This is a genomic window from Streptomyces sp. WAC06614, assembly GCF_003949795.1.
Lineage (GTDB): Bacteria > Actinomycetota > Actinomycetes > Streptomycetales > Streptomycetaceae > Streptomyces.
The window spans coordinates 25403-42867 of record NZ_RPRY01000005.1 but is presented as its reverse complement, the minus strand read 5'-3'; the positions used below and the strand labels follow the sequence as shown (position 1 = coordinate 42867).

Sequence of the window (17465 nt, the reverse complement as noted above, 5' to 3'; positions counted from 1 at the left end):
CCTGTGCAGGAGCCGACTTGCCGGACGTCCTGAGCCCCCCCGCCCGCAGCGCTTCGGGGCGGACCGCCTCAGCGGCCCGTGGTGACGACCATGCGGAAGCGGGCCTTTCCGGTGGTCATGCGGTCGACCGCGGCGGCCGTCGCCTCCAGGGGGACCTCCTCGGTCCAGGCGCGTACGCCGGTCTGGGCGGCGAAGCGCAGGGTGTCCTGGGTGTCGACGGCGGCGCCGGAGGAATGGGCGGAGATCCTGCGGTCGCCGTGCATCAGCTGAAGCCCGGTGATCTTGAGCTGGTCGGGCGAGACGCCGACGATGATCAGTTCGCCGCGGCGGCCGAGCCCGTCGACGGTGGCGGACATGGCGTCCGCGTCGGTGACGGTGGCCAGGACGACCTTGGCCCCGCCGAGCGCCTGGAGCTGCTCGGCGACGGCGCCCCCGGTGCTGTCGACGTAGTGGGCGGCGCCGAGCTGTCGGGCCAGGTCCTTCTTCTCCTGGCCGCGGGCGACGGCCACCGTACGGAATCCCATGGCGCGGGCGAACTGCACGCCCAGGTGCCCGAGTCCGCCCACGCCCAGGACGGCCACGGTGTCGCCGGGGCGGGCCGCCGAGCGGCGCAGGGCGTTGAAGACGGTGACGCCGGCGCACGCGAGCGGGGCGGCCTCGACGGCGGTCAGCTCGTCGGGGATCGCCGCCAGCGCCATGGCGGGCACGACGACGGAGTCGGCGTAGCCGCCCGGGTAGGCGGCGCCGGGCACCGCCAGGTCGGGGCACAGGATGGCGTCGCCGTCCCGGCAGGCGTCGCAGTGCCCGCAGCTCCCGCCGTACCAGCCGATGGCGACCCGGTCCCCGACCTGCCGGCCCTCCACCCCCGCGCCGAGGGCGTCGACCCGGCCGGCGATCTCGTGGCCGGGCGTGACGGGGAACGTGGTGCCCGGTAGGGCCCCGGCGGCGACGAGGAGGTCGGAGTGGCAGACCCCGCACGCCTCGACCGTCACCCGTACGGCGCCCGGACCGGGCTCGACGGCGGCGACCTCGGTCAGCCGGGGGACGGCCCCGGGCTCGGGGACCCGTACGGCGCGAAGGGGGCCGGTGGGAGCGGCCGCGGCGGCCCGGGCAGAGGGAGAAGCAGAAGCAGACATCGGGTGATCCTTCGCAGCAGGGGGCAGCAGCGACTGTCGCCGCGTTGCGGTGCGTCCATCGGGCCTAGCCGAGGGCGCGGTCGAGGTTGAAGGCGGCGCTGATCAGGGAGAGGTGGGTGAACGCCTGCGGGAAGTTGCCGAGTTGTTCCCCGCTGCGGCCGATCTCCTCGGCGTAGAGGCCGACATGGTTGGCGTAGGTGAGCATCTTCTCGAAGGACAGCCGGGCCTCCTCCAGGCGGCCGGCGCGGGTGAGCGCCTCGACGTACCAGAAGGAGCAGATCGAGAACGTGCCCTCGGCCCCCCGCAGCCCGTCCGGGCTGGCCTCGGGGTCGTAGCGGTAGACCAGGGAGTCGGAGACCAGGTCCGTGGTGAGGGCGTCCAGGGTCGAGAGCCACTTGGGGTCCGTGGGCGCGATGAACTTGGCCATCGGCATCATCAGTACCGAGGCGTCGAGGACGTCCTCGCCCAGCGCCTGCACGAACGCCCCGCGCTCGGCCGACCAGCCCTCCTTCATGATCTGCCGGTAGATCGCGTCCCGGTTGCGCTGCCAGCGCTGGAGGTCGGCGGGCAGGCCGCGCCGGTTGGCCATCCGGACCGCCCGTTCGATGGCCACCCAGCACATCAGCCGGGAGTAGACGAAGTTCTTCCGGCCGCCCCGGGTCTCCCAGACGCCCTCGTCGGGCTGGTCCCAGTGGTCGCAGAGCCAGTCCACCACGGCACCGACCTCGTCCCAGTGGCCACTGCTGATGGGCCGGCCCCATTTGTCGTACAGGTAGACGGAGTCGATCAGGGCTCCGTAGATGTCGAGCTGGAGCTGCTCGGTGGCGGCGTTCCCCACCCGGACCGGAGCGGAGCCCAGGTGCCCGTCGAGGTGGGGCAGCACGGACTCGGGCAGGTCGCTGCGGCCGTCGATGCCGTACATGATCTGCAGCGGATCGCTGCCGGCGGCTCCCCGTCCGATGCACCGCTCGGACAGGAAGCTCATGAACGCCTCGGCCTCCGAGGTGAAGCCCAGGCGGAGCATGGCGTAGACGCAGAAGGCGGCGTCGCGGACCCACACGTACCGGTAGTCCCAGTTGCGCTCGCCCCCGATGCCCTCGGGCAGGCTGGTCGTCGGCGCGGCCACGATCGCCCCGGTCGGCGCATAGGTGAGCAGCTTCAGGGCCAGCGCGGAGCGGTGCACCATCTCCCGCCACCGGCCGCGGTAGCGGGAGCGGCCGAGCCACCGGGACCAGAACCGGACCGTCGCCTCGAACTGTTCCTCCGCCTCGGCGTGCGGACAGGCCCGCGGGCGCAGGTCACCCTCGAGCCGGTCCAGGGCGAACACCACGGACTCGCCTTCGAGGAGTTTGAACTCCGACCACACGTCCGTGCCGTCGGTCTCCAGCGGCACGGTGGCGGTGAGCGCCAGGGTGAGCGACGGGGACTCGAAGACGGCCTCGTGGGCCCGCGCACGGACGGTGTGCGGCTCGGCCCCGTAGCCGAAGCGCGGGGCGATCCGCGTGGCGAACGGCAGGGTCCCGCGGACGCACACCACCCGCCGGATCAGCCGGTGCCGGTCCGCCTCGCGCGACTCGTCGACCACCGGCATGAAGTCCTGGATCTCGGCCACGCCGTCGGGGGCGTAGAACCGGGTGATCAGCACATTGGTGTCGGGGAAGTAGAACTGCCGGGTCCGCGCCGGCACCTCGGCGGCCAGTTCCCACGAGCCGCCCCGGTCGGCGTCGAGGATGGCGGCGAAGACGCTCGGCGCGTCGAAGCGCGGGCAGCAGTACCAGTCGATCGTGCCGTTGTTCCCCACCAGCGCGGCGGTACGGAGATCACCGATCAGGCCGTGCTCGGAGATCGGCAGGTACCGCGGGCCTCCGCCGCGCCCGGATCCGTTCCCGACGTCCATGCGGGCCTCCCTACCGTCTCACTGCGGGCAGGTACGGGGATCAAGAGGACCTCGTCTTTCATGGTAGTGCGCCCCCGGACGGCGGCACGGCGGACCGACGAGGGTCATCGAACGCGTGTTCGTCAGCCTTCGACCCCGGTGGCCGCGTGGGAGGCGCCGACCGGCTTGGACTCCGGGGACCCGCGCTGGCGGAGGTAGATGGACAGGACGACCATGGCGGCCACCGCGAGGAGTTCGGACTGCCAGTTCTGCAGGGTCCGGTTCCAGAAGTCGGGGGTGACGACGTAGCCGCCCCAGCTCACCGGGTCCTCCAGTTGACGCAGCTGCTGGTCGTTGTACGCGGCGGTGCCGGTGATGGACTGGGCCAGCCAGGACAGCACGAACAGGGTGCCCATGACGGTGCCCAGGGAGCGGGCGTAGAGGGTCTGGCGCCAGTCCTTGGTCCCCGCCCAGCGGGGCGAATCGGGGCGCGCGTGGTCACCCATGCGCTGCTCCCGCTCGCTCTCGGGGCCGGTCTTGTGGACCTCCTTGGACTCCGGGGAGCCGCGCTGGACGAGATGGACCGTGCCGAAGATGTAGAGGAAGAACTGCAGGAACTCCGACTGCCAGTTCTCGGTCACGTCCACGGCGAAGTCCGAGGAGGTGAGGTACTCGGGGAAGCTGAGCGGCTGCAGGCCGTCCACCGTCATCTGTTCGTTGAACTCGGCGTGCCCGGCGACGGCCTGGCAGGCGAGCACCACCAGGAAGGCGATGCCGAACGCGAGGGTGAGGCTGTTGTCCCGCCAGAAGCGCCTGCGGGGCGTGCGGCCGTCGGTCATCGCTGGAGCACCCCGATGGTGAGGAAGTAGCCGAGCCCGCCGAGGATGATCGTCAGACACGCGACGAACAGGAACCGCACGCCTCACGCCCCCTTGAGCAGACAGTCGTACGGCCGCTCGGGCCGCGGAGTGCAGCCGGCGGCCACCACCTTCCAGCCCGCGGTGAACAGCGACAGGAACAGGGTGTCGCCCGTCATCCGCACCATCGCCTGCCGCCCGTACGCCTCGACCCCCCGGACACCGCGGGCCCTGGGCAACTCCTGCGAGGCGAACGCCGAGGGGCAGTTCTTCCGCTCGTTCTGCTCCAGCTCCTGGCGGGTCTGCGGCGCCAGCAGTGCACAGGCCCGGACGTGGTCGCCGGCCGTGACGGCGGCTGCGAAGGCGGCTCCCACCGCGGCGGCGGCGTCCTCCCGCGCGGCCGGCCCCCCGCATCCGGACGCCGCGAGCACCACGGCCGCCACCAGGGGCAGCCCGCACCAGGGGCGCCGCCCGGCCGGTCGTCGTCGAGGCGGGCCCTTGAGCTGTCTGCGTGCGAGCACCGGGGACTCCTGGGGGGCGGGGCCGGTCGAGCCCCAGCACCCTTGCACGGCGCTTCCGGCCCCTGGCCCGCACACGCCGCCGGCCACGGCGTCCATCACTCGGTCGGGCGCGGGTCGCCTTCCCGCGTACGGGGCGCCCTCCGCGTACGGGCCCCGTCGCGGCCCGCACCTCCGCGGCCCGCACCTTCGCGGCCCGCACCTCCGCGGCCCGCACCTCCGCGCCCCGCGGTCGTCAGCCCGCCGGAGCGTCCTCGAAGGTGATCCCGGCGCTCGTGCGCAGCTCGGCCGACATGTTGCGTTCCATCATCCGCAGGGCCGCCTCGGCGAGACCGGGGTCGATGTGGGCGACCGCGTCGAGGGCGACGACGACGTCGAGGTGGCGGATGTGGGCGTCCAGCGCCGAGTAGAGCACGCACTGCTCGGTCACCTGCCCGCACAGCACCACCCGCCGCGCCTCCAGCTGGCCCAGCAGGTAGGCCAGGGGCGTCTCGAAGAACGCCGAGTGCCGCGCCTTGACGACGAACAGGGACTCCTCGTCCGGGGCGATCGGCTCCACCAGGTCGGCGTAGCGGCCGGCCAGGGCGGCTTCGAGGATCTCGCCGTGGTGGGAACGCCAGCGGCCGAAGTTGTCGTTCACGTAGACGACCGGGGCGCCGGCCTTCCGCGCCCGCCCCAGCAGCGCCTCCACGCCCGGCAGGGCTTCACGGACGGACCGCACCAGGACCTCGGCGTCCTCGTGGTCGTAGGTGTTGAGCATGTCGATCACGATCAGCGCCGTCCGGCCCATCTCGCCGCCTTCCGTCACGCCGGGCGCCTGCCCACGGCGCCGCCTGCCAATCGCAGCGCCAGTGTGGCCCGGGTACGACGGCCCGGTCCGGGTAGACGCGCCGCATGACCCGGAACCGAGAACTTGCGGTGGTGACCGGCGCGTCCAGCGGGATCGGCTTCGAGCTCGCCCGGCAGCTCGCCGAGCGGGGTTTCGACCTGATCGTGAACTCCGCCGACGAGGAGCGCCTGAGCCACGCGGCGGAGGAGATCCGGCGGCGGACGGGAGCGACGGTGCAGGCCGTGGCGGCCGACTTGCGGAGCTACGACGAGGCGGAGCGTCTCGTCGCCGTGGTGGCCTCCTGCGGGCGGCCGGTGGCCGTGGCCGCGCTGAACGCCGGCGTGGGAGAGGGCGGAGCGTTCCTCGACACCGACCTGGCGGACGAGTTCGGGATCATCGATCTGAACGTGCGCTCCACGGTGCACCTGGCCAAGCGGCTGCTGCGGTCGATGGCCGCTGCGGGGCGGGGACGGATGCTGATCACGTCGTCCATCGCCTCCACCATGCCGGGCTCGTTCCAGGCCGTGTACAACGCCTCGAAGTCGTTCCTGCAGTCCTTCGCACAGGCGCTGCAGAACGAGCTCGAGGACTCGCCGCTGACGGTGACCGCCCTGATGCCCGGGCCCACCGACACCGACTTCTTCCGCCGTGCCGACATGGGCGACACCAAGGTCGGCCGGGGCGAGAAGGACGATCCCGCCCAGGTGGCCGAGCAAGGGCTCGACGCCCTGTTCGCGGGCAGGGACAAGGTGGTGGCCGGATCGCTGAGGACCAAGGCGCAGGGCATGGCCGACAAGGTCCTGCCGGACGCTCTCAAGGCCGAAGCGCACCGCCGGATGGCCGAGCCCGGCTCGGCCGACCCCCGGTAGTCGCCGCCGGCGGAACGGCCCCGCCAACGCCCCCGCCATGACCCTGGACGAGGCTGCTGCCATGACCCCCGACGAGGCGCTGCGCCGGATCGCCTTCCTCCTCGAATGGCGCGGGGCGTCCCCGTACCGGGTGCGGGCCTTCCACACCGCGGCCGACGCCGTACGCGACCTGCCGCCGGGCCCGGTGGACGCCGCCGAGGCCGCACGGCTCCGGGGCGTGGGCCCGGTCACCGCCGAGGTGATCGCCCAGGCGTCGACCGGCGCGGTGCCGGGCTACCTCGCCCGGCTGGAGTCCGAGGCCGGCCCGGACGCCCGTGCCGGCTGGGACCTCGCGGCCGCGAGCCTCGGGGACTGTCATCTGCACTCCGACTGGTCGGACGGCGGCAGCCCGCTCGAGGACATGGCCGACGCGGCCCGTGCCCTGGGCCACCGGTGGGCCGTGCTGACCGATCACTCGCCGCGGCTGACGATCGCCCACGGCCTGAGCGCCGAGCGGCTCGAACGCCAACTGGAGGCCGTGGCCGCCGTCAACGCCCGGCTGGGCCCCGGCTTCCGGCTGCTGAGCGGCATCGAGTGCGACATCCTCGACGACGGCTCGCTCGACCAGGACGAGGACCTGCTGGGCCGGCTCGACGTCGTCGTGGCCTCGGTGCACTCCAAGCTCCGCTCGGAGCCCGGGCCGATGACCGCCCGTCTGCTGGCCGCCGTACGCAACCCGCACGTCGACGTCCTGGGGCACTGCACGGGCCGGATCATCACCGGCCGGGGGCGCCCGCAGTCCCGCTTCGACGCCGAGGCCGTGTTCGCCGCGTGCGCCGAATCCGGCACCGCCGTGGAGATCAACTGCCGCCCCGAACGGCGCGACCCGCGGGACGACCTGCTCCTGCGGGCCGCCGCCGCGGGCTGCCGCTTCGCCGTGGACACCGATGCCCATGCCCCCGAACAGCTCCACTGGCAGAGCACGGGCTACGCCCGCGCAGCACGGATCGGCCTCGGATCAGACCGGCTGATCACGAGCTGGCCGCTCGGGCGGCTGCTGGGGAGCAGGACCGGCCGGCGATGACGCGGCCGGCCCGGCCCGCCGGCCCTCAGGGACGGAAGAGGACCTTGACCACGTTGTCCCGCTTCTTCTGGAAGTCCGCGTACGCCTCCGGCGCCTGCTCCAGGGACAGCCGGTGGGTGGCGAAGCCTTCCACGCCGAGGGGGTCGCCGTCGGTCACCAAGGGCATCAGGTCGTCCACCCAGCGCCGGACGTTGGCCTGGCCCATGCGCAGCTGGATCTGCTTGTCGAACATGGTCAGCAGCGGCAGCGGGTCGGCCGCGCCCCCGTAGACGCCGGAGACCGAGATGGTTCCGCCGCGGCGTACGAGGTCGATGGCCATCTCCAGGGCGCCCAGCCGGTCCACGCCCGCCTTCTTCATCAGCGCGGCCGCCATGGCGTCCGGGAGCAGGCCGGTCACGGTCTGGGCCGCCTTGGCGCCGGCACTGCCGTGCGCCTCCATCCCGACGGCGTCGATCACGGCGTCGGGGCCGCGCCCACCGGTCGCCTCGCGGACCGCGTCGACGAGCTCGTCCCCGTACTGGGCCAGGTCGAACGGCTGGACGCCGTGGCCGGCGGCGCGGGCGAGGCGTTCGGGCACCAGGTCGATGCCGATCACCTGGCCGGCCCCGCGATGGGCGGCGATGCGGGTGGCCATGTCCCCGATGGGCCCGAGGCCCAGGACGGCCACGCTGCCGCCGGGCGGGACATCGGCGTAGGCGACGGCCTGCCAGGCGGTCGGCAGGACGTCCGACAGGTACACGAACCGCTCGTCCGGCGGGCCGTCGGGCACGCGGATGGGCAGAGTGTCGGCGAAGGGGACGCGCAGGTATTCGGCCTGTCCGCCGGGCACCTGGCCGTAGAGCTTGGTGTAGCCGAACAGGCTCGCGCCGGTGCCGTACTCACGGACCTGGGTCGTCTCGCACTGCGAGTGCAGGCCGCGCTCGCACATGAAGCAGGTCCCGCAGGACACGTTGAACGGGACGACCACCCGGTCGCCGACCTTCAGCTCCTCGACCCCGGACCCCACTTCGGCGACCACTCCCATCGGCTCGTGCCCCAGGATGTCCCCGGCGTCCAGGAACGGCCCCAGCACCTCGTACAGGTGCAGGTCGGAGCCGCACAACCCGGTGGTCGTCACCTTGATCACGGCGTCCGTGGGGTCGACGATCTGCGGATCCGGAACGTCTGCCACCTCGATCTTGCGGCGGCCCTGCCAGGTCACGGCTCTCATCACGCCTCCTCTGTGACATGTGCGTACGCACGCCGGCGCCTCGCCGCGGCCTCGCCGTCGGCCGGCCGGCCCACAGGTCCGGTCAGTGCGCCGGTCCCCCGTGGGCGGGTTCCTGGGGGTCGACGCCGGTGACGGCGCGCGCGTCCCGGGTCCCGCTGGGACGCCCGCTCCGGCCCCGCGGGCCGGTGTCGTGCATGCCCTTGTCGTCGCTCCCGGCCTTGGCCTGCCGCTCACCGCGGCGGCCCGTGCTCTTCACGGGCTCCCCGTGCGGGTTGCCGGCCTCCTTCTCGGAGACCTGGCGCCCGGTGCCCTTCTCCGGGGCGTGCTCGTCCGGGTGGAACGAACGCCGCGCGCTCGGGTTCTCCTCCGTGTGGGTCACATCGACGTCGCGGGCCCAGCCGTGCTGCGCGGTCCCCTTGTGCGGACTGGCTGCACCCTCGCCGTGCTTGGGGTGCGACCTCGGTTCCTCGGTCATGACGCTCACCTGCCTTCCGGTCCGCCGGTCGCCCGGTCCCCCGGTCGTTTCACCGACCCCGCGGATCGTCCGGGGCCGGGACTCGGGCACGGACCTGCTATGCGGCGGCTGTCCATTCACGGCCGACCCATGCCCCGGCCGGCGAGGTGTTTGCTCCGACCCCCTCGAACGTCGCGCTGGGACAGGCGCCTGCGGCGCTGGCCGGCGCGGCCGGGGCCGTGCCGGCCGGGGTCATGGCTCCAGTGCTGTCGCAGGGCGTCGGCGGGACGTGATCCCGAGCTTGCGGAAGGTTTTCTCGAGGTGGTACTCCACGGTGCCCGCGCCGAGGAACGGGTGCGTGGCGCTCTCCTGGTTGGAGGGCGCCCTGGGCGGCCGTGCGGGCGATGCGGGACTCCTGGGGCGTGAGCTGGTCGTCGGTGCCCGCTGTGCGCCTGCGGGTCTGCCGGCCGGTGGCGCGCAGTTCCGGCCGGGCGCGCTCGGCGAAGGCGGCCGCGCCGATGGACGTGAACCCCTCGTACGCCTCGCGCAGGCGTGTCCGGGCCTCGCCCTTGCGGCGCCGGCGGCGCAGCCACTCCCCGTGGAGGAGGGCGGTGTGTGCACGTTCGGTGCGCAGGGGGGCGGCCGGAGGAGCATGCAGCGCGACGAGCACGGTGCGTCGCCGCCCGTTACGGCACCGGGCCGTCGGAAGGGATGCGCGGTGAGGTGGTGATGGTGCGGTGGCGGCCATGCCCGTGGGCGGCCCCGGCGCCGTGAGCCTCCCGTGCTCCAGGTAGGCCCTGAAGTGACGTTTCTGCACCGGCCGGATGGGCAGGCCTGGTCGAGGCAGTGCCTCCTCGGACGGATTGGACGTGACGCCCCATGACGGTGTCGGCTGTGGATGCCTTACCGCGCGACGCCCGGCGGAGGGGGGAATGACCGCGGGAGACACGGTGGCCCCGGTCCGGTCCCGAGGCGGGGTCGACCTGGCCGCGGCCCGGGCCGCCGTCGACGGCGTCCTGGCCGACTTCTTGGCCGAGAAGGCCGAGACCGCTGCGGACGGTCGGCTGCCTGCCGAGGTCACCGAGCTGCTCAGCGGGTTCCTCGCGGCCGGCGGGAAGCGGCTGCGCCCCTTGTTGTGTGTGACGGGCTGGCACGTGGCGGCCGACGCCGATGCCATTGCGCCCCCGGCCGTCGTCCGGGCAGCCGCCGCGCTGGAGATGTTCCACGCCTTCTGTCTGATCCACGACGACTTCATGGACCGGTCCGCGACCCGCCGGGGCCGGCCGACCCTGCACCGCACGCTCGCCGCCCGCCGCACGCGGCTCGGACCCCGCGCGGCGTCCCTGGTCGGGGACTCCTGCGCGGTCCTCATCGGTGACCTCGCCCTGTGCTGGTCGGGCGAGCTCCTCCACACCGCAGGCCTGTCCCCGTCCCGGCTGTCGGCCGCTCTCTCGCTGATGGACACGATGCGCACCGAGGTGATGTGCGGCCAGTACCTCGACGTCACCCACTCCTGCACCCCCGCGGGGGCCGGTGCGCACGAGGGGGGCCTGGACGTGGCCTTGCAGACCATCCGCTACAAGACCGCCAAGTACACCGTCGAGCGCCCCCTGCACCTGGGCGCCGTCCTCGCCGACGCGCCCGGCGCCCTGCTGGACGCGCTCACCGCGTTCGCCCTCCCTCTGGGCGAGGCGTTCCAGCTACGGGACGACCTCCTGGGTGTCTTCGGCCACCCGGACACCACGGGCAAGCCGCGCCTGGACGACCTGCGCGAGGGCAAGCACACCGTCCTGCTGGCACTGGGCCGCTCGTACGCCGGCCCCGGCGACCGCGACGAGATCGATGCGCTGGTCGGCGACCCGCACCTGGACGAGGCCGGCGCGGCCCGTATCCGCACCCTCCTGACCTCGACGGGGGCCCGCCGCAGGGTCGAGACGATGATCAGCAGCCGCCGCGACGAGGCCCTGGCAGCCCTCGCCCACGTGGCCGCGCCCGATCCCGTGCTGGCGACCTTGCGCTCCTTCGTCGAAGCCGCCACGGAGAGGACGCACTGAGCCCGCCCGGCCGCGTCCTTCCCCCTCTCTTCCCCCGCGGGCTCCTCAGGCTCACCGGTCTCCTTCAGGCAGGAGCAACATGCCCTTCGTCACCGATTTCCGCATGCCTTTCCGCTACTCCACCAACCCCCACCAGGAGGAGGTGACGCCCTTGGCCCGGCAGTGGATGTTCGCGCGCGGTCTGCTGGACGAAGGCACCGTGCCCGAGTACGAGATGGCCCGGATCCCGGAGCTGATGTCGGGTGCGTACCCGGCGATCAGCCACGAGGACCTGAGTCTGTCGTGCGACGCGATGGGGGTGATGTTCACCCTGGAGGACGAGGACTGCGGGAGCAACCCGCGCCCCACCCTGGACGGCGTCGCCGCCCGCTGCAAGGCCATGGCGGCCCTCATGCACGGCGAGGAGTCCGGGGAGGAGACCGGCGGGGACGACCCGGTCGTGACCGCCTTCGGGCAGGTGTGGCAGCGGCTGTGCGAGGGCATGCCGGAGAGTTGGATCGACCGGCACCGCACCCACTGGCGGGAGTTCCTCGACAACCACTACGACTGGGAGATCGTCGTGGTCGACCGGCACGGCATCCCCACCTACGACGACTACCTGCGCGACCGCGGCACCGCCACCGGCATGCGCGTCCTCTACGACTGGTCCGAGCGCCTGCACCGCACCCACCTGCCCGCGCCGGTCCTGCAAGACCCGCGCCTGGCCCGGCTGGGCGAGCTCGTCATCCACACCATCATCGGCATCAACGACGTGCACTCCTTCGAACGGGAAAGAAGACGCGGCGAGAAGGTCCCCAACCTGCTCAGCGTCCTCATGCACCACGAGGCGCTCACCCAGGACCAGGCCGTCGCCCGCGCTCAGAAGCTCGTGGCCGACGCCGTCGGGGAGTACCTGGACCTGGAAAGCGCTGTGCTGTCCTCGTGGTGGCGCGAGGGCCTGTCTCCGGAACGGATGACCGCACTGGAGCACTACACGACCGCCTTGCGGAACTGGATGAGGTCGAACTACCAGTGGCACCTGTTCGTCCCGCGCTACGGCCACGTCCCCCCGGACGCCGACCGCGACCGGGCAGTCACCGACCCGGTGTGACTCCACCCGCGCACCGCGCTCCGTCCGAACCGCCCCGCGACCACCCCGCGCCGCCGTCCATCCGGCCGTGTCCCGCCGCCTCGCCGACCACCAGGAGCTCGCCCGTGACTCGACGTACGACGAAGGAAGACAGCAAGCGGTGGCGTGTGGGTGCCGCCCCCGGGGCCCTGCCCGTGCTCGGCCACGCCCTCGCCCTGCGCCGGACCCCGCTGTCCTTCATGACGTCCCTGCCCGCCCACGGCGACCTCGTCCGCATCAAACTCGGCCCCGCCACCGCCTACATGGTGTGCGCCCCCGACCTGGTCCACCAACTCCTCTCCCGACCGAGCGTCTTCGACAAGGGCGGCCCCATCTTCGACCGCGCCCGCGAAAGCATGGGCAACGGCCTGGGCACCAGCCTGCGCAGCGACCACCGCCGCCAGCGCGCCCTGATGCAACCGTCCTTCTCCCCGCAGCGCCTGGCCGACTACGCCGCCGTGATGCAGCAGGAAGCCGACCGCCTGACCGCCGACTGGACCGACGGACAGGCCTTCGACGTGGCCGAGCTGCTGACCGCGACGACCGCCCGCATCACCATCCGCGCCCTCCTCGGCGCCCACCTCACCGACGCCGAACTCGCCGACCTCCCCGGTCACCTGGAACGCTTCTTCCACCTCTCCTACCGGCGCCTGACCACCCCGCTGCCGGCCCTGAACCACCTGCCCACCCCCGCCACCCGGCAGTTCAACGAGAGCGTCACCTTCATCCGCGCCCTCGCCCGGACCTGCATCGACCGACAGCGCACCAGGGGAGGCAACACCGACTCCCTGCTCGCCTCACTCGTGGGCGCCACCACCGCCGAGGAAGGGTCCTTCAGCGACGAGGAGCTCACCGACCAGATCGTCACCCTCTTCTTCGCCGGCGTCGAAAGCAGCCAGACGGCCCTGAACTGGACCATCTACCACCTGGCCCGGCACAGGGCCGCACACGAGGCGCTGTACCGCGAGCTCGACGAGGTCCTGGCCGGCCACCCCGTCGCGTACGAGCACCTACCCCGCCTCGAACACCTCGACCGCTGCATCACCGAGTCGCTACGGCTGACCCCGCCGGGCTGGTTCTTCTCCCGGACCGTGACCGAGCCGGCCGAACTCGCCGGCCATCACCTCCCCGCCGGCACCGCCATGTTCTGGAGCCCGTACCTCCTGCACCACCTCCCCGACGTCTTCCCCGACCCCCGCCGCTACGACCCGGACCGCTGGCTCCCCGAACGCACCTCACGCCAGCAGTCCAGGGCCCTGGTGCCGTTCGGCCACGGCGCCCGCAAATGCATCGGCGACACCTTCGGCATCACCGAAGCCACCCTCGTCATCGCCACCATCGCCTCTCGTTGGCACCTCGTCCCCGACCCGGACGCACCCCCGCCCCGCAAGGGCATCGGCCTCACCCTCAACCTCCGCTCCTTCCACGTCAGGGCGTACCGCAGGAAGTCCTGAGACGACGCCCCTTCCGCAGGCCGCCCGCCCGGGCACCCCTCACCGGCGCCGCGCCGGGCGGCCCGACCCTGCGCGGGTGGGCGGTACGTCGCGCCGGCCGCCCCGACCTTCTGCGCGCCGGCCGACAGCGAAAGGAGGACACGAGCCCACCGGGGCTAGGGAGGCACCACCTCCCCCGCCGGCGACGACCGAAGAAGCTCCTGGCGGGTTGGCTCGCGGTGCCCTGGGCTCGGGTCACGTCCGGACACCAGCAACCGCGTTCGCTCACGTCGCGCGCGTGGGCGACATGGCGGAGCGGGGGGGGCGAGCGAAGGGACGGGGACGGGGACGAAGCGGCGGTGGGCGCGTGGAGGGTCGTCGGCGCCTTACGTCCAACGGAATTGACGGAAGATTGACCCGTTCGCGGAAGAGCGCTTGACGCACGCGACTCTAAGGTCTGCCGCATGCCCTCACACCCCCCACGCGGCCGGGCGCTCCCGGTACTCCCCTATCGCAAGCCCACCCGCGGCCGCGACTACTGGGTGCTCGACGACGCGCTGCCCGACGCGGACGCCGTACGGGCCCGCTGTCTGGCCAGGACCGACTGGACCGAAGGCTATCCCCACAAGCCCGAGGCCTGGCCCGGGCTGCGCACGATGCCGGGGCTCGAAGCGGACGAGCTCGCGCAGGTCGAGCGGCTGGTCAGGAAGGCGACCGGGGCGAAGGAGATATGGGCGCTGAAGGACCCGGGCGGGGGCACCTTCAACCACAACTGCGTCCAGGTCGTCGGCCAGGACGAGTGTGAGCCGCGCCCTCACACGGACTCGCGCAGCCTCTGCCGTTACGCCGCGGTCCTGTACCTCAATCCGGACGTGCCCAAGGACTGCGGGACGAGCTTCTACCGGCAGAGCCTGCCGGGCGGCCTCCTCGGCGGCAACATGGTGACGGCGCCGCACGACAACCTCGTCGACGCCCTGGGCACGCGGTTCGTCCCGCCGGACTCCTTCACCGAGGACATCCGCGTCCCGCACCGCTACAACCGGCTCCTCCTCTACACCGCCAACATGATCCACACCGCCACGGGTTACTGGGGCACCACCCTGGAGGACAAGCGCATGACGGCGGTCTTCTTCTGGATGGCGTGAGAGCCGGGGCGGCAGCGGGGGCCCGCTGCCGCCGGGCCGTCATGCGGGGCACGCGCCGGCTGCCCGTTATTGAAAATGATTACCGTTAATGGTTAGGGTGTGGGGGTCCGTGTGCGGCCTGCCGCGCGCAGACGGACGAGTCAGCCGTGCCGTCACGGCGGAGCAAGCGATCAAGCGAGGCGAGGAGCTTCACATGGCCGTCCCCAAGCGGAAGATGTCCCGCAGCAACACCCGTCACCGCCGCGCCCGGTGGAAGGCGACCACGTCCCAGCTGGTGCCGGTCACCGTCGACGGCTCGGTGCACCAGGTGCCGCAGCGCCTGGTGAAGGCGTACGAGCGCGGTCTGCTCCGACCCGAGGGCTGAGTCCATGACTTCGTACGACCGCCTGCCGGTGACCGTACTGTCCGGCTTCCTCGGCGCGGGAAAGACCACCCTGCTCAACCATGTGCTCGGCAACCGCGACGGCCTCCGGGTCGCGGTGATCGTCAACGACATGAGCGAGGTCAACATCGACGCCGCGCTCGTGCGCGGCGGCGCGGCGGCGCTCTCGCGCACCGAGGAGCGGCTGGTCGAGATGACCAACGGGTGCATCTGCTGCACCCTGCGCGACGACCTGCTGGAGGAGGTCGACCGGCTCGCCCGCGAAGGCCGCTTCGACTACCTGCTCGTCGAGTCAAGCGGTATCTCCGAGCCCATGCCGGTCGCCGCCACCTTCTCCTTCCCCCGGGACGACGGCGCCACCCTCGGCGACCTCGCCCGTCTGGACACGATGGTCACGGTGGTCGACGCAGCGAACTTCCTGCGCGAGCTGGAAGGCGGCGACGAGCTGGCCGCGCGCGGGCTCGCCGCGTACGAGGACGACGAGCGCACCCTCAGTGATCTCCTCGTCGACCAGGTCGAGTTCGCCGACGTGCTCATCCTCAACAAGCTCGATCTGGTCAAGCCGGACCACGCCATACGCCTGCGGGCCGCACTGACCCGGCTGAACCCGGCCGCCCGCATCGTGCCCGCCGTGCGCGGGCACGTCGCCCTCGAACACATCCTGGACACGGGATTGTTCGACGTGGAGAAGGCGCAGCAGGCGCCGGGCTGGGTGCAGGAGCTCAACGGCGACCACGTCCCCGAAACCGAGGAGTACGGGGTCTCCTCGGTCGTGTTCCGCGCCGACACCGCCTTCCATCCGGGCAGGCTGTGGACGTTCGTCACCAAGGACCTCGACAGCGGCACGTTCGGGCGGATCCTGCGCTCCAAGGGATTCTTCCGGCTCGCCAGCCGCCCCCACGTGACCGGCCTGTGGTCCCAGGCCGGAGCCGTCGCCCGCTTCGAACCCTCCGGCATCCGCGGACCGGGCACCACCCAGGGCCAGGAACTGGTCTTCATCGGCACCGGCCTGCGCCCCAAGGCGCTGCTGGCGGCGCTCGATGCCTGCCTGCTCGCACCGGACGAGGCCGCACCGGCCGGCGACGAGTTCCCCGCCTGGGCGACGTACGGAATCGACGACGCCTGCGACGTCCACGAGCACAGCCCGGCGGAAGCCTGAACCTCCGGGCCGGCCGGTGGTCGCAGCCGTCCACCACGAAGGCCCGTACGGAAGAGTGCTCTGCCTGCGCGGTCACCTCCGCATGTCGCGGGACCTGGGCCCGAGAGGTTTCGAGAGGGGCTTGGACGGCGACGCCTGTGGGCCGACGTGCCCGGGCCCCGTCATCCGCGCCACTCGACCAGGACGAGGGTGGCGTCGTCCGAGGTCACTTCGCCACGGGCCCGCTTGAGCGTGTGGGAGAGGTCCCGTGCCACCGCGCGGACCGCCCGGTCCGTCTCCTCCAGTTGGTTCACCCAGTCGATCAGCTGATCCTCACCGAACTGCTCCTGCCCGCTCTCATGCTCCTCGATCAGCCCGTCGGTGAAGCAGAGGATGCGGTCCCCCGGTTCGAGCGCCACCTCACCGAGCTGCGGCTGCGCCCCCCCGAAGCCGACGGGCAGGGTCGTGGGACTGTCCAGGCGGCCCACGACCCGGTGCCCGCGGATCAGCATGGGGGCGGGGTGGCCGGCATTGACCCACTGCATGCGGCCCGTGTCGGTGTCGAGGCGCATCATCTGGGCGGTGACGAAGTGGTCGGGTGCGAACTGCTCGGCCACCGCCCGGTCCATGAAGAGGTAGATCTCGGAGAGCTCGATGCTGATCCGGCGGGCGTGCCGGTACGCGCCGATGGCCACCGTGGCCAGGGTGGCGGCGTTGAGGCCGTGTCCCATGGCGTCGATCATCGCAAGGTGGAAGGTGTCCCCGTTCAGCGCGTAGTCGAAGCTGTCGCCGGCCACGTCGTAGGCGGGCTCCAGGACTCCGGCAACGGTGACGCGCGGCGTCACCATGACCAGGGGCGGCATCAGCGACCACTGGATCTCCGCGGCCACGCTCATCGGCTCGCCGCGCCGGGTGCGGAAGAACAGGTCGGTGCAGCCGTTCCTGGTCTCCATCATCTCGCCGACGAGCCCCGCGATCCTGCGCAGGAGCCGGCGGTCGTCGTCATCGACCCGGTCCAGCGTGACGGCCAGGACGCCCGCCTGGTCACCACCGTTCCGCAGCGGCACGAAGACCCGGACCCCTTCGTCCAGCACCACCTCGACCGGCCGGGAGGTGAGAAGACACCGGCCCGCACCCGAGCGGTCGATCCACAGCGGTTCGCCACCCTCCAGCCCCTCGCCCGCCAGGGGAACCAGCTGCTCCTGCCCGTAGTCCTGGAGGAGGATCTGCACCTGTCGCCCTCCCAGCCGGGCCACCGTGCCGGCCACGGCCGGACCGACCAGATGGGGCGGTAGCTCCGTGGCAAGCTCCAGGAGCCCGCCCAGGAGCTCTTCCCCGAAGCTCTCGGAGCGATCCGACGCCCCGCACTGTCCGGCTGCCATCCAGGTGCCTC

The 17465-nt window shown here is 72.4% G+C and carries 16 protein-coding genes; 8 read left to right on the top strand and 8 right to left on the bottom strand.

Features of this window, described 5'->3' with window-relative positions; genetic code table 11:
- Positions 1-68 precede the first annotated feature (68 nt).
- The 5 genes from EF918_RS01450 to EF918_RS01425 form a co-directional block, all read right to left on the bottom strand.
- Positions 69-1136: an alcohol dehydrogenase catalytic domain-containing protein gene (locus EF918_RS01450; protein WP_125639220.1), complete on the bottom strand. Its 1068-nt coding sequence runs from the start codon at positions 1134-1136 to the stop codon at positions 69-71.
- A 64-nt stretch (positions 1137-1200) separates the two neighbouring features.
- Positions 1201-3033: a glycoside hydrolase family 15 protein gene (locus EF918_RS01445; protein WP_125639216.1), complete on the bottom strand. Its 1833-nt coding sequence runs from the start codon at positions 3031-3033 to the stop codon at positions 1201-1203.
- Between the two features lie 122 nt (positions 3034-3155).
- Positions 3156-3851 (bottom strand): DUF6766 family protein, encoded by a 696-nt coding sequence (locus tag EF918_RS01440; RefSeq protein WP_125639214.1) that lies wholly within the window; start codon positions 3849-3851, stop codon positions 3156-3158.
- 83 nt (positions 3852-3934) lie between these two features.
- Positions 3935-4390, bottom strand: coding sequence for a hypothetical protein (locus EF918_RS01435; RefSeq protein ID WP_185921549.1), 456 nt, complete (start codon positions 4388-4390; stop codon positions 3935-3937).
- Positions 4391-4622: 232 nt separating this feature from the next.
- Positions 4623-5177, bottom strand: a complete 555-nt coding sequence (locus EF918_RS01425) for a cysteine hydrolase family protein (protein ID WP_125639276.1) — start codon at positions 5175-5177, stop codon at positions 4623-4625.
- Between the two features lie 104 nt (positions 5178-5281).
- Between EF918_RS01425 and EF918_RS01420 the strand changes: the two genes are divergently transcribed.
- Both EF918_RS01420 and EF918_RS01415 read left to right on the top strand, forming a co-directional pair.
- Positions 5282-6085: an SDR family oxidoreductase gene (locus tag EF918_RS01420; RefSeq protein ID WP_125639209.1), complete on the top strand. Its 804-nt coding sequence runs from the start codon at positions 5282-5284 to the stop codon at positions 6083-6085.
- Between the two features lie 61 nt (positions 6086-6146).
- On the top strand, positions 6147-7148 hold the full coding sequence (locus EF918_RS01415) for a PHP domain-containing protein (protein ID WP_125639273.1): 1002 nt from the start codon (positions 6147-6149) through the stop codon (positions 7146-7148).
- A gap of 25 nt (positions 7149-7173) precedes the next feature.
- On the opposite strand, the gene EF918_RS01410 is transcribed toward EF918_RS01415, so the two are convergent.
- On the bottom strand, positions 7174-8358 hold the full coding sequence (locus EF918_RS01410) for a zinc-dependent alcohol dehydrogenase (protein ID WP_125639205.1): 1185 nt from the start codon (positions 8356-8358) through the stop codon (positions 7174-7176).
- Positions 8359-8440: 82 nt separating this feature from the next.
- Positions 8441-8833: a hypothetical protein gene (locus EF918_RS01405; protein WP_125639202.1), complete on the bottom strand. Its 393-nt coding sequence runs from the start codon at positions 8831-8833 to the stop codon at positions 8441-8443.
- A 911-nt stretch (positions 8834-9744) separates the two neighbouring features.
- On the opposite strand from EF918_RS01405, the gene EF918_RS01400 reads away from it, so the two are divergent.
- From EF918_RS01400 to EF918_RS01380, 6 genes are all read left to right on the top strand, one after another.
- Complete coding sequence (locus EF918_RS01400) at positions 9745-10866, top strand: polyprenyl synthetase family protein (protein WP_125639199.1); 1122 nt, start codon at positions 9745-9747, stop codon at positions 10864-10866.
- A 79-nt stretch (positions 10867-10945) separates the two neighbouring features.
- The gene (locus EF918_RS36680; RefSeq protein WP_185921548.1) at positions 10946-11956 is read left to right on the top strand and encodes a hypothetical protein; all 1011 of its coding nucleotides are present in this window, start codon (positions 10946-10948) and stop codon (positions 11954-11956) included.
- Between the two features lie 104 nt (positions 11957-12060).
- Positions 12061-13428 carry a cytochrome P450 gene (locus EF918_RS36675; RefSeq protein ID WP_185921547.1) on the top strand — a complete coding sequence of 456 codons (1368 nt, stop codon included), beginning with the start codon at positions 12061-12063 and terminating at the stop codon, positions 13426-13428.
- A 443-nt stretch (positions 13429-13871) separates the two neighbouring features.
- On the top strand, positions 13872-14552 hold the full coding sequence (locus EF918_RS01390; RefSeq protein WP_125639196.1) for a DUF6445 family protein: 681 nt from the start codon (positions 13872-13874) through the stop codon (positions 14550-14552).
- Positions 14553-14745: 193 nt separating this feature from the next.
- Complete coding sequence (gene rpmF / locus EF918_RS01385) at positions 14746-14916, top strand: 50S ribosomal protein L32 (RefSeq protein WP_125639193.1); 171 nt, start codon at positions 14746-14748, stop codon at positions 14914-14916.
- A 4-nt stretch (positions 14917-14920) separates the two neighbouring features.
- Positions 14921-16093 carry a GTP-binding protein gene (locus EF918_RS01380; protein ID WP_125639190.1) on the top strand — a complete coding sequence of 391 codons (1173 nt, stop codon included), beginning with the start codon at positions 14921-14923 and terminating at the stop codon, positions 16091-16093.
- Between the two features lie 161 nt (positions 16094-16254).
- On the opposite strand, the gene EF918_RS01375 is transcribed toward EF918_RS01380, so the two are convergent.
- Entirely contained in the window at positions 16255-17454 is a 1200-nt protein-coding gene (locus EF918_RS01375; RefSeq protein WP_125639187.1) for a PP2C family protein-serine/threonine phosphatase, read from the bottom strand.
- Between the last annotated feature and the right edge of the window lie 11 nt (positions 17455-17465).

What these genes read in the sequence shown, in the direction of transcription:
- EF918_RS01400 (WP_125639199.1), top strand. Translation starts at nt 9,745, where the DNA reads ATGACCGCGGGAGACACGGTGGCCCCGGTCCGGTCCCGAGGCGGGGTC.
- EF918_RS01445 (WP_125639216.1), bottom strand. Translation starts at nt 3,033, where the DNA reads ATGGACGTCGGGAACGGATCCGGGCGCGGCGGAGGCCCGCGGTACCTG.
- EF918_RS01415 (WP_125639273.1), top strand. Translation starts at nt 6,147, where the DNA reads ATGACCCCCGACGAGGCGCTGCGCCGGATCGCCTTCCTCCTCGAATGG.
- EF918_RS01375 (WP_125639187.1), bottom strand. Translation starts at nt 17,454, where the DNA reads ATGGCAGCCGGACAGTGCGGGGCGTCGGATCGCTCCGAGAGCTTCGGG.
- EF918_RS01440 (WP_125639214.1), bottom strand. Translation starts at nt 3,851, where the DNA reads ATGACCGACGGCCGCACGCCCCGCAGGCGCTTCTGGCGGGACAACAGC.
- EF918_RS01390 (WP_125639196.1), top strand. Translation starts at nt 13,872, where the DNA reads ATGCCCTCACACCCCCCACGCGGCCGGGCGCTCCCGGTACTCCCCTAT.
- EF918_RS01425 (WP_125639276.1), bottom strand. Translation starts at nt 5,177, where the DNA reads ATGGGCCGGACGGCGCTGATCGTGATCGACATGCTCAACACCTACGAC.
- EF918_RS01450 (WP_125639220.1), bottom strand. Translation starts at nt 1,136, where the DNA reads ATGTCTGCTTCTGCTTCTCCCTCTGCCCGGGCCGCCGCGGCCGCTCCC.
- EF918_RS01405 (WP_125639202.1), bottom strand. Translation starts at nt 8,833, where the DNA reads ATGACCGAGGAACCGAGGTCGCACCCCAAGCACGGCGAGGGTGCAGCC.
- rpmF (WP_125639193.1), top strand. Translation starts at nt 14,746, where the DNA reads ATGGCCGTCCCCAAGCGGAAGATGTCCCGCAGCAACACCCGTCACCGC.
- EF918_RS01420 (WP_125639209.1), top strand. Translation starts at nt 5,282, where the DNA reads ATGACCCGGAACCGAGAACTTGCGGTGGTGACCGGCGCGTCCAGCGGG.
- EF918_RS01380 (WP_125639190.1), top strand. Translation starts at nt 14,921, where the DNA reads ATGACTTCGTACGACCGCCTGCCGGTGACCGTACTGTCCGGCTTCCTC.
- EF918_RS36680 (WP_185921548.1), top strand. Translation starts at nt 10,946, where the DNA reads ATGCCCTTCGTCACCGATTTCCGCATGCCTTTCCGCTACTCCACCAAC.
- EF918_RS01410 (WP_125639205.1), bottom strand. Translation starts at nt 8,358, where the DNA reads ATGAGAGCCGTGACCTGGCAGGGCCGCCGCAAGATCGAGGTGGCAGAC.